The sequence below is a fragment of the Kibdelosporangium banguiense genome (assembly GCF_017876405.1).
In the GTDB taxonomy this organism is placed as follows: domain Bacteria; phylum Actinomycetota; class Actinomycetes; order Mycobacteriales; family Pseudonocardiaceae; genus Kibdelosporangium; species Kibdelosporangium banguiense.
The window spans coordinates 2072379-2085450 of the sequence record NZ_JAGINW010000001.1 but is presented as its reverse complement, the minus strand read 5'-3'; the positions used below and the strand labels follow the sequence as shown (position 1 = coordinate 2085450).

The window sequence follows — 13072 nt, the reverse complement described above, 5'->3', positions numbered from 1 at the left end:
AGCGGCTCGCGGCACCCTGTGCCGTGAGCCGCTGCTCAGCCCAGGTTGCTCGCTTTGAAGGTGTCGCAGTTGGCGGGGTTGCCGGACTTGATGCCAGTGGTGAACCACTTCTCACGCTGAGCCGATGTGCCGTGCGTGAACTGGCTTTCGTCGACCCGGCCACCGCCGAGTTCCCGCTGGATGAAGTCGTCGCCGATCCGGCTGGCCGCGTCCAGCGCACGACGGATGTCGTCCTGGCTGATGCTCTTGATCAATGGCTGGCCGCTCGAGGTCGGCGTGGTCGTGGCGTGGTTCGCCCAGACACCCGCGTAACAGTCCGCCTGGAGTTCCAGCCGGACCGCGTCTGACGTGGGGCCACGACGTGTGCGGACACGATCGCTTGTGCCAAGCAGGTTCTGTACGTGATGGCCGTACTCGTGAGCGAGCACGTACGCCTCGACGAAGGTGCCGCCCTCCGCACCGAAGCGGGTCTGCAGCTCCTGGAAGAACGACAGGTCGACGTAGACCTCGGAGTCACCCGGGCAGTAGAACGGCCCCACGTCCGAGGTCGCGCCGCCACAGGCCGTGTTGACGTTGCCGCGGAAGAAGTTCGTCGGCGCCTGCTGGTAGGTCCGCCCGGAGCGGGCGAACTCGTCCTTCCAGTAGCCCTGCACAGAGTTGATCACCGCGACCAGGGCGCAGTCGTGCTTGGTGTTGGCGTCCCGCCCGGTCTTGCACTCCTGCGAGAGCCTGGCGTTGTCGACCCGCCCGCCGTTGGAGACGTCGCTGATCCCGGCCGCCGTGCTGCCCCCGTCGAGCAGACCGCCGCCGAACTGCGACATCACGAAGTAGATGATCAGGCCGACCACCCCGAGCCCGCCACCACCGAGCAGGACACGGCCGCCGACTCCGCCGCCGGATGACCGCAGGTCCTCGACCTGTGAGGTGTCGAGGCCCGCGTCGTCGTTGAATTCCACGTCGCCTCCGGGTAGGGCACGGTGTGTGGAAACCAACGATATACAGCCGGGTGCGGCGTCCCCTGGACGCCGCACCCGGATCGGATGGACTTGTCAGTTGGCCGCGACGCCTGGCCCGGCTGGCGCGGAATCCACAGCGGGGACTCAACGGCGTCAATGTGCGATGCACACGTTCTCAAACGGGCTTTCTGCCGCTCACAGTCGCGACCGGGCCGATGCTTCTCAGCTCAGCCGCGGGGATGCGGCAAGCAGCGCGCGACCACTCGCCTCGAGCGCTTTGCCACGGCATCACCTATCCCTTCCGGCTGCCCCCGCGCGTTGACACGTTCGGAGCAACCTTGCTCTTCGAGCATGCACCTTTGTGGCGGCGGTCACAAGGGACCTGAATTGGTGAAGTTGCGGTAACTGTCCGAATCGGACACGTTCCCAGTGGTGCCAGAATCGACCCGTGGGCGACGCGGTGGACGCAATCCTGAGTCAGTGGCAGCGAGAACGACCGGACCTGGATCCAACGCCCATGGCGGTGACCACCCGGACAGCCCGCCTGGCGGCCCTGCTGGAACGCGGCATCGACGACAACCTGGCAGACCACGGCCTGGCCGGCTGGGAATTCGAAGTCCTGGCCTCCTTACGCCGCGCCGGCCCACCCTTCATCCTGACCGTGGGCCGCCTCCAGGCAACGATGATGATCAGCTCGGGCACCATGACCCACCGCCTGGACCGCCTGGAGAAGAGGCGTCTGGTGGCCCGCTCCAAAGATCTGACGGATCGCCGAGGCATCCACGTAGCCCTGACTCCGGACGGCCGAACCCTCATCGACGAGGTCCTCCAAACCCGCCTCAACCGCGAACGAGAACTCCTCTCGGCGCTGACAGAAACCCAGCAATCCCAACTCGCGGACCTGCTGCGCCAACTATTGATCTCCCTCGAGGATTAGTCGAAAACCCCAGCAATTCTGGCATCTTCCTGCAATGCAACCCGACATCATGCGGACAATCCCGCAAAGCTCGCCCTGACCTCCCGGTCAGGATCGATAGGCTCGCCTCAAGTCCCAATCCGGGCAAGGAAAGCGAGTCAAACCAATGCGCAAATCCATGCAAGCAGCACTACTCACAATCACAACCGCAGCCGCACTCTCCACCACTGCGACACCAACCACTGCGGCAGTCACAGCGGACTCACCGATCGAAGCATGCGGAGGTGGCAGCTACCATCAGGTAGACAGCCACAAGCTAGGAAACGTCGCCACAATCCGCCTGCTCTACAACGGCACAACCAACTGCGTGGTCACCTGGCGCACAAACCCAGGCACTCCCCGAATCGCGATGCTGGCCAGCATCGCGAAACAAGACGCGAACGGAAACTTCGGAGACTACAAACACAACGACGGTAATTTCACCACATATGCCGGCCCAGTAAAAGTCTCCGCCTCGGGAAGATGTATAGACTGGGGCGGAGCCGCAACAATCAACGGCGTCTACACCCTCTGGATGTCGGGCCCATCCCACTGCGACTGACCCTCGCCCAACCAAAAGTGGAACACCGATGGCGCATACAGGTCGCCATCGGTGTTCTGCGATCAGCGGTCCGCTCCGCGAGTAACCCTCACACTTTCACGACCGTAACCAGGTGACCGCAAAGCATCGCGATGTCGTCAGGGTCGGAGGTGAGGACGGTCGTCGGCCCGCGAGCAGCCAGTGCTGTGGCGGCCAGCATCGCGTCGATGGCGTACTTGTGGCCATGACGTCCGGCGCGTTCCAAGAGAACACCGGCTTGTCTGGCAATCTCGGACGTAACCGGCTCGACGGACAACCGGGAGATCACCCAGTCGAACGCGGCCCGGTTGATCCGCGGGTGGATCACTTCAACCAGGGTCGCGGCGCTTGTGATCACCCGCTCGTCCGCAGCACGTGCGGCGGCCAGCCAGGTTGTCAGTTCACGGTCACGAAGCACTGCCTTGGCAAGCCCTTCGCTGTCCAGCACAAGGGTCATGCGGCACCAGCGCCACGCTGTTCATCGCGCAGCTGCGCGAGCTGCTGGCGCTTGGCCTCGATCTCCTCCGCGCTGATCGATCCATGCTCGGCCTCAGCCGCAGCTATGAGCTCATCAAGATTGTCGCGCTCAATCTGCCGCTGGACCGCCGCCTCGATATAGGCGGAGACACCACGAGGCCCAACCCGCCCGCGGACAGCCCCGATCGTCCCGCTGTGCATCGACACCGAGACAACAGTGGTAGCGCCTTCACCGGGGCGCTGCTCATCTGCCATGACACCACTTTAACAAAACTTCTAATAATCCGGATGGGCGAAGTGGCGCCGAGTGTCGGATGACATGCGACTGGACGAACCGCGCCGATACCCAGGCATGTGCCGGTCCACAGTCACATGAATCGGTCTCCCGTCTCCCGCTTTCAAGTTCTATGCATCACTGTTCATCAAGATCCGTAAGCATACGTCTTCCCTGGTAGAGAGGATGTAGCGGTAGCGATGAACTGCTCCGGACCCGGTTGAATGAGACCCGGAATTGAGACCCCTCTGTCCTCTGTGGAGCGTGGATCGGGACGAGGAGAGGGCGGTAGCCGGAGGGGTGTTACTGGCGTTGGTCTGCCAGCTTGCGCATCGGCGCGCGATACGGCTGATCGTCCAGCTCGGCACGGTCCGGAAGGGGCGGTGTCGTCCTGAGAGCCCAGTAGCTAAACGAAGAAACCCCCCGGCCATGCCGCCGGTTCTGGCACACATAATGTGACGGGTTACAGTTGATCTTCAGTCGTCCGCGAATATGCTGATCTTCGAGTCGGGACACCGTCTGCGCCGCGCCCCGTCGTGACCATCACGTTACGAAATATGGGCCAGATCCCATCTGCTCACCCCTGGCGGGTAGCCGCGTGTGACCAATACTGGTCGCCCTTCGTTATTGCGGGCGACCGATGGAGAGCGCATAGTGCCACTGCCTCTTCACGCGCATTTCACAAGAGGCCGACAACACGGGTCACGTCGTTGCCGCAAAGGCTTATACCCGGCCCGGGGATAGTCGCAGCCTGTCTGGCGTCGGCATGTACATCCTCCATAGCGTCATGCCGGTGGTTGGTGACCATCGTCCGGGTGACCTTGATCGATGTGAGACCGCGCTCGGGGTGAGCCTGCCAGCCTGCCGTACGTTCACTCGACACCAGGAGCCCGAGATCAGTGCCAGCGCTCAGCCCGGGCCGGATGCTCGGCAACATCCCGGCCGAAACCACCAGCTTCGTCGGTCGTCGACGGGAGATCTCGCTGGCCAGGAGGCTGCTGCGCCGCGCGCGTCTGCTGACGGTGACCGGTGCGCCGGGGATCGGCAAGACACGGCTGGCGCTGTGGGTGGCCGTACTGGTGGGCAGCGTCTTCCCGGATGGTGTGTGGCTGGTCGAGCTGGCCTCACTGCCGGACGACAGTCTGCTGGACCAGGCGTTCATGGATGTGCTGAACATTCAGGATCAGCCGGGCCAGTCGTCGCACGACACGCTGGCGGATCACCTGGTGGACAAGAAGCTGCTGTTGGTCGTCGACAACTGCCACCATCTGCTGGACGCCTGCGGGGCGCTGATGTGCAGGCTGCTGACGAGGGCGCCATGGCTGCGGATTCTGGCCACCAGCCGGCAGGGTCTCAACGTGACCGGGGAGCAACTACTGGAGGTGCCTCCGCTCTCGGTGCCGGATCCTGATTCGCCGTTGACGACCCGAGCCGTGTCACGGTCCGAGGCGGTGCGCCTGTTGGCCGACCGTGCGAGCCTCGCGCGGCCGGGTTTCGCGGTGGACGCCGGCAACCGGGTGGCGGTCGCCCGGCTGTGCGAGCGGCTGGGGGGACTACCGCTGGCGATCGAACTGGCTGCGCTGCGCCTGCGGGCGCTGTCGGCCGCGCAGGTGGTGGAGCGGCTGGACGACTACATCCAGTTCCTCTCTGGGGGAAGCCGGATCGCCGTACCCCGCCTGGAAACACTGGGCGCCACGATCGCCTCGAGCCACGACCTGTGTCCGAACGAGCTGAAGACGCTGTGGGCGCGCGCAGCGGTATTCCGCGGGGACTTCGACCTCACCGCCGTGGAGGAGGTCTGCGCAGGGGCGAACATCGCTTGCGACGACATCGTGACTCTGGTGGCCGGGCTGCTCGAGAGGTCCATCCTCATCAGGGGTGACCAGGACGATGTCGTGCGGTACCGGATGCTGGAGCCGCTGCGTCAGTACGGGCTGAACAAGTTGCGGCAGGCCGGTGAGGATACGGCGGCGAGCCGCCGACATCGGGACCACTACCTCTGCCTGGCAGAACAAGGCGCGGCGGCGTGGTTCGGCCCGCACCAGTCGGAATGGTTCACCCGTATCCGGCGCGAGCACGCCAACCTGCGCAGTGCACTGAACTTCAGCCTCACCGCACCGGGCGAGCACCAGTGCGGTCTGCGCATGGCCAGCGCCCTGTGGTTCTACTGGACGGCCTGCGGCTTCCTCAAGGAGGGGCGGCACTGGCTGGACAAAGCCCTGGCGCTCAACCCGCAGCCCACCAGGATGCGCGCCAAGGCGTTGTGGCTGGACGGACGGATCACCGTCATGCAAGGCGACATGACCGCCGCCCTGTCCAGATTGGACGAATGCCGGGCCCTGGCGCGACAGCTGGGAGACGAGCACGCACTGGCCTACGCCACTCAGATGACCGGTGTGGCCAGGCTTCTCGGTGGCGACCTGCCGCGAGCGGCGGAACTGCTGGACGAGGCAGTGGCCCGCCACCAGGCGAACCGCGAGCTGAACAGCACGGCGCTGCTGGCCCATCTCCAGCTCGCGCTCACGCGCGCATTGCTGGGAGACCTCGACCACGCGGTCGCCGTCTGCGAGGACTGCCGCGCGATCAGCGATGCGCATGGGGAAAGCTGGGCTCTCTCGTTCGCGCTGCACGTCCTCGCATTTGTCGGATGGCGGAGAGGCCAGTGGACAGCGGCCGCCGCGTACGCGCGGGACTGCCTGCGGCTCAAACGCACGTTCCACGACACCCTGGGCATGGCAGAGTCACTCGAGCTACTGGCATGGATCGCCTCGTCGACCGGCGAACACACCCGGGCGGCCGGACTGTTCGGTGTCGCCCAGCGCTACTGGCGGACGTTCGGCCTGCCGTTGTTCGGATCCACATACTTCCTGACCCACCATGACGCGTGCGAGAGACAGTCCCGCCACGCCCTGGGAGACAAGCAATTCACCAGCGCCTACCGGCACGGCAGCCGGCTCACCCGGGAACAAGGCGTCACCTTCGCGCTGGCTGGAGAGGGATCACGCTGCGACGGATCACGGGGCACGGCCGGATCGTCAACCCGATCACCGCCCGCGCCCAGTTCGTCGGCGGGATGATCTGGGGCATCTCCATGGCCCTGCACGAGGAGGCGACCCTGGACCAGGCCATGGGAGGCATCGTCGGCGCAGACCATCAAGGCATCGGCGAGATCGGGAACCGAGATCGGTAACTTGGGCTCCACCGCTATCGCTAACGCCGTCTGGCACGCGACCGGTGTCCGCCACCGGAACCTGCCGATCCGCCCCGACCGCGTCATGCGGGCGGGAACGGTCAGTTGATGTGGATCTGACTCAGGAGCGTTTCGGCGGTCTTGCTGAGCGCGTCGTGGGTGACTATGCCGTCCGGATTCACCAGCAGGGTCGCGTCCCCGTCACCTTGGACGTGGACACGGGCGACGGCCACCTTGCCGCCAGGCGTCAGTTTGACCTCGCCGGGGTCGGGTGCGTCGTTCAGGAAGTCGTTCAGCTGTGCGAGCTTTATCCCGGTCGCATGCACGATCGACGGCGCCATGAAGCTGATCGACCCGCGAGCGGGTGTGGCGAAGAGCCAGGTGCCGACGGTCTTGCCGTCGACCTCGTAGTCGCAGTTGACCGACATCCCAGCTGCGGCGTCTATCGCGGACATCCCATCCCGTTGCGCTGCAAGGGGATCAGGAGCCGGGGTGGTGGTCTTCGACACCTCTACCTCGACCTCGCCCGGCCGCACCCGCGGCTTGCCGGGCAACGCGGCGGAAACGTCGAAGGGGATCGGACAACTGGCCGGCGATGCCCCGGCGTCGACGGCTGCCTTGCGCACGCCGTCAAGCGTGATGCTGTCCTCCGAAGTGCATCCGGCCATCGCCAGCGTGCCGGCGATCAGGACCCCACCCAGCATCGCGCGTCTGTCGATCACGAGCGGGCATGCTACCCACCCGGTGGCACACGCAGGTGAACGGCGGTAGCGGTCACCGCGTGGGGAGTGCGGCCGGCTCGTCGCGCGGATGAGTTCGAGCACGTGCTTGCGTGCACCACCCGATGGGAGACGTCACCGTCTCCCTGGCCGCGAGGATATTCCCGTCGTGTTTCTGCTGGTCAACGCTGCGGAAGCGGAGGGATTTGAACCCCCGGACGGTCTCCCGTCTCCCGCTTTCAAGGCGGGTGCATTCGGCCGCTCTGCCACGCTTCCTTCGGGGTGCAGCCTAGCCAACCGGGGTCAGGCTTGGTCGAGGTGCGTCAGTACTCGTTCGAAGACGGTCTCCAGGACGGCGCGTTCTTCGGGGCTGATCAGGTCGATCAGGTGGTCGCGGACGCCTTCGACGTGGGTTGGGGCCGCGGTGCGTAGCTGCTGCAGGCCTTTGTCGGTCAGTTCGGCCAGGACGCCGCGGGCGTCGTTGGGGCAGTGGGTGCGCCTGACCAGGCCGGCGGCTTCCAGGCGGGAGATCTGGTGGGAGAGCCGGCTCTTGGATTGGGCGACCTGTTCGGCGAGCAGGGTCATGCGCATGCGTCCGTCTTCTTGTTCGGAGAGACGGACTAGGACTTCGTAGTCGGCGAGCGGCAGGTTGTGCACGTCCTGGAGTTCGCTGTTGAGTCGTTGGCGCAGTCGCTCACTGCCGATCACGTAGGCACGCCAGGAACGTAACTCGGTGGCGGTCAGCCAGCGGGGTTCTGCGGTCACAGTCTCCAGGCTAGCCGCGCCGCTGGCGTTCAATCCGCTCACCAGGCAGACTCCCGCCCCGTTGCGTCTGGACGGAGGAGAGATGACTGTTTCGACCTTGGGGCGTGTCGCTGCCATCGCGGCGGCCGCGGTCAGCATGGTCGGGCTTGCGGCGACACCTGCGTTAGCGAAGCCCGCTGCGACGGTCGATGTGCGCGTGATCGCGTTCAACGACTTCCATGGCAACCTTGAGCCCCCGTCGGGGTCCTCCGGACGGGTGATCCTGCCGGACAACACGACTGTCGACGCTGGTGGCGCGGCCAACATGGCGGCCCACATCAAGCGGCTCCAGACGAAGAACTCGTTCGTGGTGTCCGCCGGCGACAACATCGGCGCGTCGCCGTTGGCGTCCGCGCTGTTCCACGACGAGCCGACGATCGAGTTCCTCAACGCCATCGGCCTGAAGGCGTCGGTGGTCGGCAACCACGAGTTCGACGAGGGATTCAAGGAGCTGCAGCGCATCCAGCGTGGCGGCTGCCACCCGGTGGACGGCTGCAAGTTCCATGACCCGTACAAGGGCGCGAAGTTCCCGTTCCTGGGCGCGAACGTGTACACCGATCGTGGCCTGCCGGCGTTGCTGCCGGTCACGGTGCAGTTCTCCGGCGGTGTCCCGATCGGGATCATCGGCGTGACGCTGAAGAACCTGCCCAGCGTGGTCACGCCCGAAGCGGTCAAGGGCCTGAAGTTCGGTGACGAGGTGCAGGCGATCAACCGCACCGCGAACCTGCTCGACTTGATTGGAATCAAAGCCCAGATCGTCGTGATGCACCAGGGCGACAACACCGAGGGCGGCGGCCCGGACGACTGCCGGACCATCGCGGGCCCGGCGCGTGAGATCGTCACGAACGCCTCGCCGAAGGTCGACGCGTTCTTCACCGGCCACAGCCACACCCAGTACAACTGCCTGTTCAACGACCCGGCCGGCAAGCCGCGGATCGTGACGCAGAGCTTGTCGTTCGGCCGGTTGCTCACCGTGGCCGACCTGAAGATCGACCGCCGCACCCGGGATGTCATCCGGACCGAGAGCAAGGCGCACAACGAGATCGTCACGCGCACGATCACCCCGGACCCTGAGGTCGCCGCCCTGGTGAACGAGGCCAAGACCAAGTCCGCGCCGATCGCCAACCAGCCGGTCGGGTCCGTCACCGCCGACATCGTCCGCGCACAGAACCCGGCCGGTGAGTCGCCGCTGGGCAACGTGATCGCCGACGCTCAGCTGGCCGCGACCCAGGACAGCAACGCCGTCATCGCGCTGATGAATCCCGGCGGCGTCCGTGCTGACCTCACCTTCCCGTCCTCCGGCGCAGGCGAGGGCAATGGCGTTGTCACCTACGGCGAAGCCTTCACCGTCCAGCCGTTCGGCAATGTCATGCAGACCATCACGCTGACCGGCGCCCAGCTCAAGAACGTGCTGGAACAGCAGTGGCTGGCCAACGGGCCGACGCGGATGCTGCAGGTCTCGTCCTCGCTGCACTACACCTGGACCGCCAGTGCCCCGATCGGGTCCCGCGTCTCCGGCATCACGGTCAACGGCACCGCGATCGATCCCGCCGCGGGCTACCGCGTCGCGATCAACAACTTCCTCAGCACCGGCGGTGACCTCTTCAGCGAGTTCACCAAGGGCACGGATCTCATCGGCGGTGTGGTCGACCTGGACGCCTTCACGGCGTACCTGACCGCCCACCCGAACCTGGCCCCGCCGGCCACCGACCGGATCACTCGCCTGCCGTAAGGCCACATGTGCAGGGGGCGTGCCTGGCACGCCCCCTTCGCTGTCAGCTGAGCCAGGTTGATTCGGGCGTTTTGTACCAGTCGGTGAAGGTCATCGGGCGGCCGTCTGTGGTGTTGATGGGGACGACACGGTCGGTGGTCGTGCGGCGGTCGAACCACATGGTGCCGCGATGGGGACCGGTCACCACCAGCAAGGAGTAGGAGCCCGCATCGTGGGAGCCGATGCAGATCGTGCCTGCTGTGGGGTTGTTCTGGCAGGGGAAGGGGGACGCCAGGGCCGAGCGGCAGGTCTCCTGGTCGCCTTCCCAGCCCCAGCCCTGGGTCGTGTGCATCAGTCTGCGTACCTTCTTGCCGCCCGCGCTGGTGGTGAGCAGGAACTCGCGGTACTCCCTGGGGAAGATGATCCGCAGGGCGTGCTCGGCCGAGGCGACTTCGTCGGCGGTGAGGGGCAGAGCCAAGGTCATAGTCACGATTCTGCAGGCGGGAGGGGCCGTGTGGCGAGCAGGATGATCAGAGTCGGTGAAAAGGATCTCAGGCAGGTGGCGTGAGCATGGCTCAGCAGGGGTTGGACGGCAGGGTTTTCCGGGCGGTGGCCGATGTCGAGGGCGGCGAGGTCGACGCGGCCACCGTGTTCACCTATCACGAGCGGGACGGCGAGATTTGGGCCGAGTATTCGGGCGGGCAGGTGAAACGGGGTTATCTGGTCGGCACACGGACCGGCGATCAACTGGATTTCCGTTACAGCCAGCTGAATATCGCCGGAGAGACGAGTACCGGCCATTGTGTATCCACTGTGGAAACGTTGCCGGACGGCCGGTTGCGGCTGTCGGAGACGTGGCAGTGGGAGTCGCGGCCGGGTTCTGGCACTAGCGTTGTCGAGGAAGTAACGCCAAGATCGGAGGCATGACAATACTGGGGGCCGGCGACATCCTAGGCCTGTTGAACAGCACATACGCCACGGATCTGCTCATCGCCGTGGTCAGTGAGCACGACATCTTCACGTCTCTGGCCCAGCGGGAGAGCACCTCCGCCGAGCAGTTGGCCGAGCTGCTGAAGATCGACGAGCGGGCCGCGGACGTCACGCTGACCTACCTGGTCGCGCTCGGTCTGCTGGAGCGCCTGCCCGACGGAGCCGTGCGGCCGGCCGGACCGGCGAACGAGCACCTCATCGCGGGTGTCCCGGCCGATCTGCGGCACTACGTCAGCATGTTCCGGGATCGGCCGGGGTGCCGGGACGCGATCCAGGTGCTGAAGACCGGGCGGCCCGCGCCGTGGGAGAGCCAGGGCGAGGACTGGCTCAACCGCATGTCCACAACCGACTTCGCCGACATGTTCACCGCGGGGATGAACGCACGCGGCACGTACATCAGCCCGGCGCTCGCCGAGGCGATCCGTGATCTGGGCCCGAAGCGCATTCTCGACATCGGCGGCAGCTCCGGGGTCTACGCCTGTGCGTTGGTGGACGCGCTGCCGGAAACGACCGCTGCCGTGCTGGATCTGCCGTCGGTGGTGGATTTCAGCCGGTCTTCCATTGCCGCGCGTGGTAAATCCGATCGGGTGGACGTGATCGCGGGCGACATGTTCGGCGAACTGCCGCCGGGATTCGACCTGCATTTGTATTCGAACGTCCTGCACGACTGGAACGCCGGGAACATCGAGCGGCTGGCCAAGGCGTCGTTCAACGCCCTGCCGCCCGGCGGATTCCTCGTCGACCACGACATGCACCTGGACGACACGAAGTCGGGACCGTTGCGCGAGGCCGAATTCTCCGTCCGGATGATGCTCATCACCGAGGGAAAGTGCTATTCCACGCCGGAACTCGCCGAAATCCTCACCGGTGTCGGTTTTGTGGACGTGCACAACCGGCCGACCATCGCCGGCTACAGCGTTGTCGTGGCGAGGAAGCCGTGAACATCGTCTACGCGGGCCAGGAACCGCCTGCGCGCTGGGATGCCTCGATCTTTCTCGCCGGTCCGACGCCACGCCGTGAAGACGTGCCGTCGTGGCGGCCACAAGCGCTGGCGGAGATCCGCAGCCAGTGGGCAGGCGCCGGTGAACTCGTCGTCTTCGTGCCGGAACCTCCTGACGGCGCAAGGTATCCGTCCTACGACGACCAGATCGTCTGGGAGGAGCGCTGGCTGAACGCCGCGGACGTGATCCTGTTCTGGGTACCGCGTGAGATGTCGACGCTGCCCGGCTTGACAACGAACATCGAGTTCGGTCGTTACGAGTCCTCCGGCCGGGTGGTGCTGGGCGCGCCGGAGAACGCGCAACACGTGAAATACATGCAGCACCACGCCCGGCAACGCGGTGCGCAAGTCACCACGACCATGGCGGACACGATCAAGGCCACGCTGGAAATGATCGGCGAAGGCGCCGAGCGGCACGACGGCGAACGGCATGTGCCGTTGCTCGCCTGGCGCGCCCCGACCTTCCGGCACTGGCTGAAAACCCAGCAGGCGGCCGGAAACGTCCTGCTCGACGGCAAACTGCTGTGGATGCACCGCAAGTTCCTGTGGGCATACCATGCCCGGCTTGCCGTCACGGCCGAGAAGCGCGTGAAGCACAACGAGATCGTGCTCGGCCGGCCGGACGTGGTGTCCATTGTGGCCTATCGACCCGGCGAGACGCCGGCGCTGAACGAAGTCGTCCTCGTGCGGGAGTTCAGGTCACCGTCCTGCTCGGTGGACGGCTACGTGCGCGAACTGCCCGGCGGCGGAATCCTCGGCGGCGAGCCGATCGACCAGGCCGTGCACGAACTGCAGGAGGAGACCGGGTTGCAGGTCGCGCCCGAACGCCTTGTGTCGGGCCAGGTCCGGCAGGTTCTCGCCACGCTGTCCGCGCACCGGCTGCACGTGTTCGTCCTGGAGCTGACCGAGGACGAGATCGCCGGTGTCCGGGCCGACCCGGGACCTTTTGGCGTCCTTGCGGATTCCGAGCGTACGTTCGTGGAAGTACGTACCTACGCCGAAATCCTCGAGGGTGGTTACGTCGATTGGGCGACAGTAGGCATCCTGGCAAAGGTGTTCACCGCACCCGGACCGTGATCCACGCGTCCAGCCCGACGGTCTGACCGGCGCCGTCCACCGACACAACAGTCCATTCCGGACGAACGGTGGCCGAGCCGCCGGTCTCCGACAAGTACATGATGTTGGCAAATCCCAGGCCGCGCAGCTGATCGTCGACCGTTTCGGCTTTCCTGCCGTCGAGGTTTCCCGGGATGGTGGTGACCGGCACGCTGTCGTCGGATGAGAAAGCCAGGAATATCGCGACAACCGCGATCATTCCGAGCAGCCAGGCCGCGGCCCTTGACTCGGTCGCCATTCGCCTCACCTCCGGACACCTGCTTGTATCCGAAGCGGCACAACACGTTACATAAGTAGCCG

Annotated in this window: 14 protein-coding genes and 1 tRNA gene; 7 read left to right on the top strand and 8 right to left on the bottom strand. The window is 65.6% G+C overall.

The window, feature by feature from the left end; translation table 11 throughout:
- Positions 1 to 35 precede the first annotated feature (35 nt).
- Positions 36 to 956: a KPN_02809 family neutral zinc metallopeptidase gene (gene ypfJ / locus JOF56_RS09970; RefSeq protein ID WP_209636603.1), complete on the bottom strand. Its 921-nt coding sequence runs from the start codon at positions 954 to 956 to the stop codon at positions 36 to 38.
- Positions 957 to 1404: 448 nt separating this feature from the next.
- On the opposite strand from ypfJ, the gene JOF56_RS09965 reads away from it, so the two are divergent.
- Positions 1405 to 1893, top strand: a complete 489-nt coding sequence (locus JOF56_RS09965) for a MarR family winged helix-turn-helix transcriptional regulator (RefSeq protein WP_209636601.1) — start codon at positions 1405 to 1407, stop codon at positions 1891 to 1893.
- A 668-nt stretch (positions 1894 to 2561) separates the two neighbouring features.
- Here JOF56_RS09965 and JOF56_RS09960 read toward each other — a convergent pair.
- Both JOF56_RS09960 and JOF56_RS09955 read right to left on the bottom strand, forming a co-directional pair.
- Entirely contained in the window at positions 2562 to 2948 is a 387-nt protein-coding gene (locus JOF56_RS09960) for a PIN domain-containing protein (RefSeq protein ID WP_209636600.1), read from the bottom strand.
- On the bottom strand, positions 2945 to 3223 hold the full coding sequence (locus tag JOF56_RS09955) for a hypothetical protein (protein WP_209636598.1): 279 nt from the start codon (positions 3221 to 3223) through the stop codon (positions 2945 to 2947). The genes JOF56_RS09960 and JOF56_RS09955 overlap by 4 nt, the downstream gene beginning before the upstream one ends.
- A 918-nt stretch (positions 3224 to 4141) precedes the next feature.
- Between JOF56_RS09955 and JOF56_RS57810 the strand changes: the two genes are divergently transcribed.
- Together JOF56_RS57810 and JOF56_RS60675 are read left to right on the top strand one after the other, a co-directional pair.
- Complete coding sequence (locus tag JOF56_RS57810) at positions 4142 to 6319, top strand: ATP-binding protein (protein WP_245378216.1); 2178 nt, start codon at positions 4142 to 4144, stop codon at positions 6317 to 6319.
- Positions 6241 to 6432 (top strand): molybdopterin cofactor-binding domain-containing protein, encoded by a 192-nt coding sequence (locus tag JOF56_RS60675; RefSeq protein ID WP_372448371.1) that lies wholly within the window; start codon positions 6241 to 6243, stop codon positions 6430 to 6432. The genes JOF56_RS57810 and JOF56_RS60675 overlap by 79 nt, the downstream gene beginning before the upstream one ends.
- Before the next feature lie 101 nt (positions 6433 to 6533).
- On the opposite strand, the gene JOF56_RS09945 is transcribed toward JOF56_RS60675, so the two are convergent.
- From JOF56_RS09945 to JOF56_RS09935, 3 genes are all read right to left on the bottom strand, one after another.
- Positions 6534 to 7154: a hypothetical protein gene (locus JOF56_RS09945; RefSeq protein ID WP_209636595.1), complete on the bottom strand. Its 621-nt coding sequence runs from the start codon at positions 7152 to 7154 to the stop codon at positions 6534 to 6536.
- A 188-nt stretch (positions 7155 to 7342) separates the two neighbouring features.
- A tRNA-Ser gene (locus tag JOF56_RS09940) sits at positions 7343 to 7427 on the bottom strand.
- 27 nt (positions 7428 to 7454) lie between these two features.
- Positions 7455 to 7916, bottom strand: coding sequence for a MarR family winged helix-turn-helix transcriptional regulator (locus JOF56_RS09935; RefSeq protein ID WP_372447853.1), 462 nt, complete (start codon positions 7914 to 7916; stop codon positions 7455 to 7457).
- An 82-nt stretch (positions 7917 to 7998) separates the two neighbouring features.
- Here JOF56_RS09935 and JOF56_RS09930 point away from each other — a divergent pair, with 82 nt between their 5' ends.
- Entirely contained in the window at positions 7999 to 9687 is a 1689-nt protein-coding gene (locus JOF56_RS09930) for a bifunctional metallophosphatase/5'-nucleotidase (protein WP_209636591.1), read from the top strand.
- Between the two features lie 43 nt (positions 9688 to 9730).
- Here the strand turns inward: JOF56_RS09930 and JOF56_RS09925 are convergent, their stop codons facing one another.
- Positions 9731 to 10150: an SMI1/KNR4 family protein gene (locus JOF56_RS09925; RefSeq protein ID WP_209636589.1), complete on the bottom strand. Its 420-nt coding sequence runs from the start codon at positions 10148 to 10150 to the stop codon at positions 9731 to 9733.
- A gap of 86 nt (positions 10151 to 10236) precedes the next feature.
- Between JOF56_RS09925 and JOF56_RS09920 the strand changes: the two genes are divergently transcribed.
- The 3 genes from JOF56_RS09920 to JOF56_RS60035 are packed head-to-tail and all read left to right on the top strand — an operon-like array spanning position 10237 to position 12733.
- The gene (locus JOF56_RS09920; RefSeq protein ID WP_209636587.1) at positions 10237 to 10593 is read left to right on the top strand and encodes an avidin-fold protein; all 357 of its coding nucleotides are present in this window, start codon (positions 10237 to 10239) and stop codon (positions 10591 to 10593) included.
- Positions 10590 to 11597 (top strand): methyltransferase, encoded by a 1008-nt coding sequence (locus JOF56_RS09915; protein WP_209636586.1) that lies wholly within the window; start codon positions 10590 to 10592, stop codon positions 11595 to 11597. Before JOF56_RS09920 ends, JOF56_RS09915 begins: the two co-directional genes overlap by 4 nt.
- A complete protein-coding gene (locus tag JOF56_RS60035) occupies positions 11594 to 12733 on the top strand; it encodes a nucleoside 2-deoxyribosyltransferase domain-containing protein (protein ID WP_209636584.1) in 1140 nt (379 codons plus the stop codon). Before JOF56_RS09915 ends, JOF56_RS60035 begins: the two co-directional genes overlap by 4 nt.
- Here JOF56_RS60035 and JOF56_RS09905 read toward each other — a convergent pair.
- On the bottom strand, positions 12714 to 13010 hold the full coding sequence (locus tag JOF56_RS09905) for a hypothetical protein (RefSeq protein ID WP_209636582.1): 297 nt from the start codon (positions 13008 to 13010) through the stop codon (positions 12714 to 12716). The two genes, JOF56_RS60035 and JOF56_RS09905, sit on opposite strands and share 20 nt — an antisense overlap.
- Between the last annotated feature and the right edge of the window lie 62 nt (positions 13011 to 13072).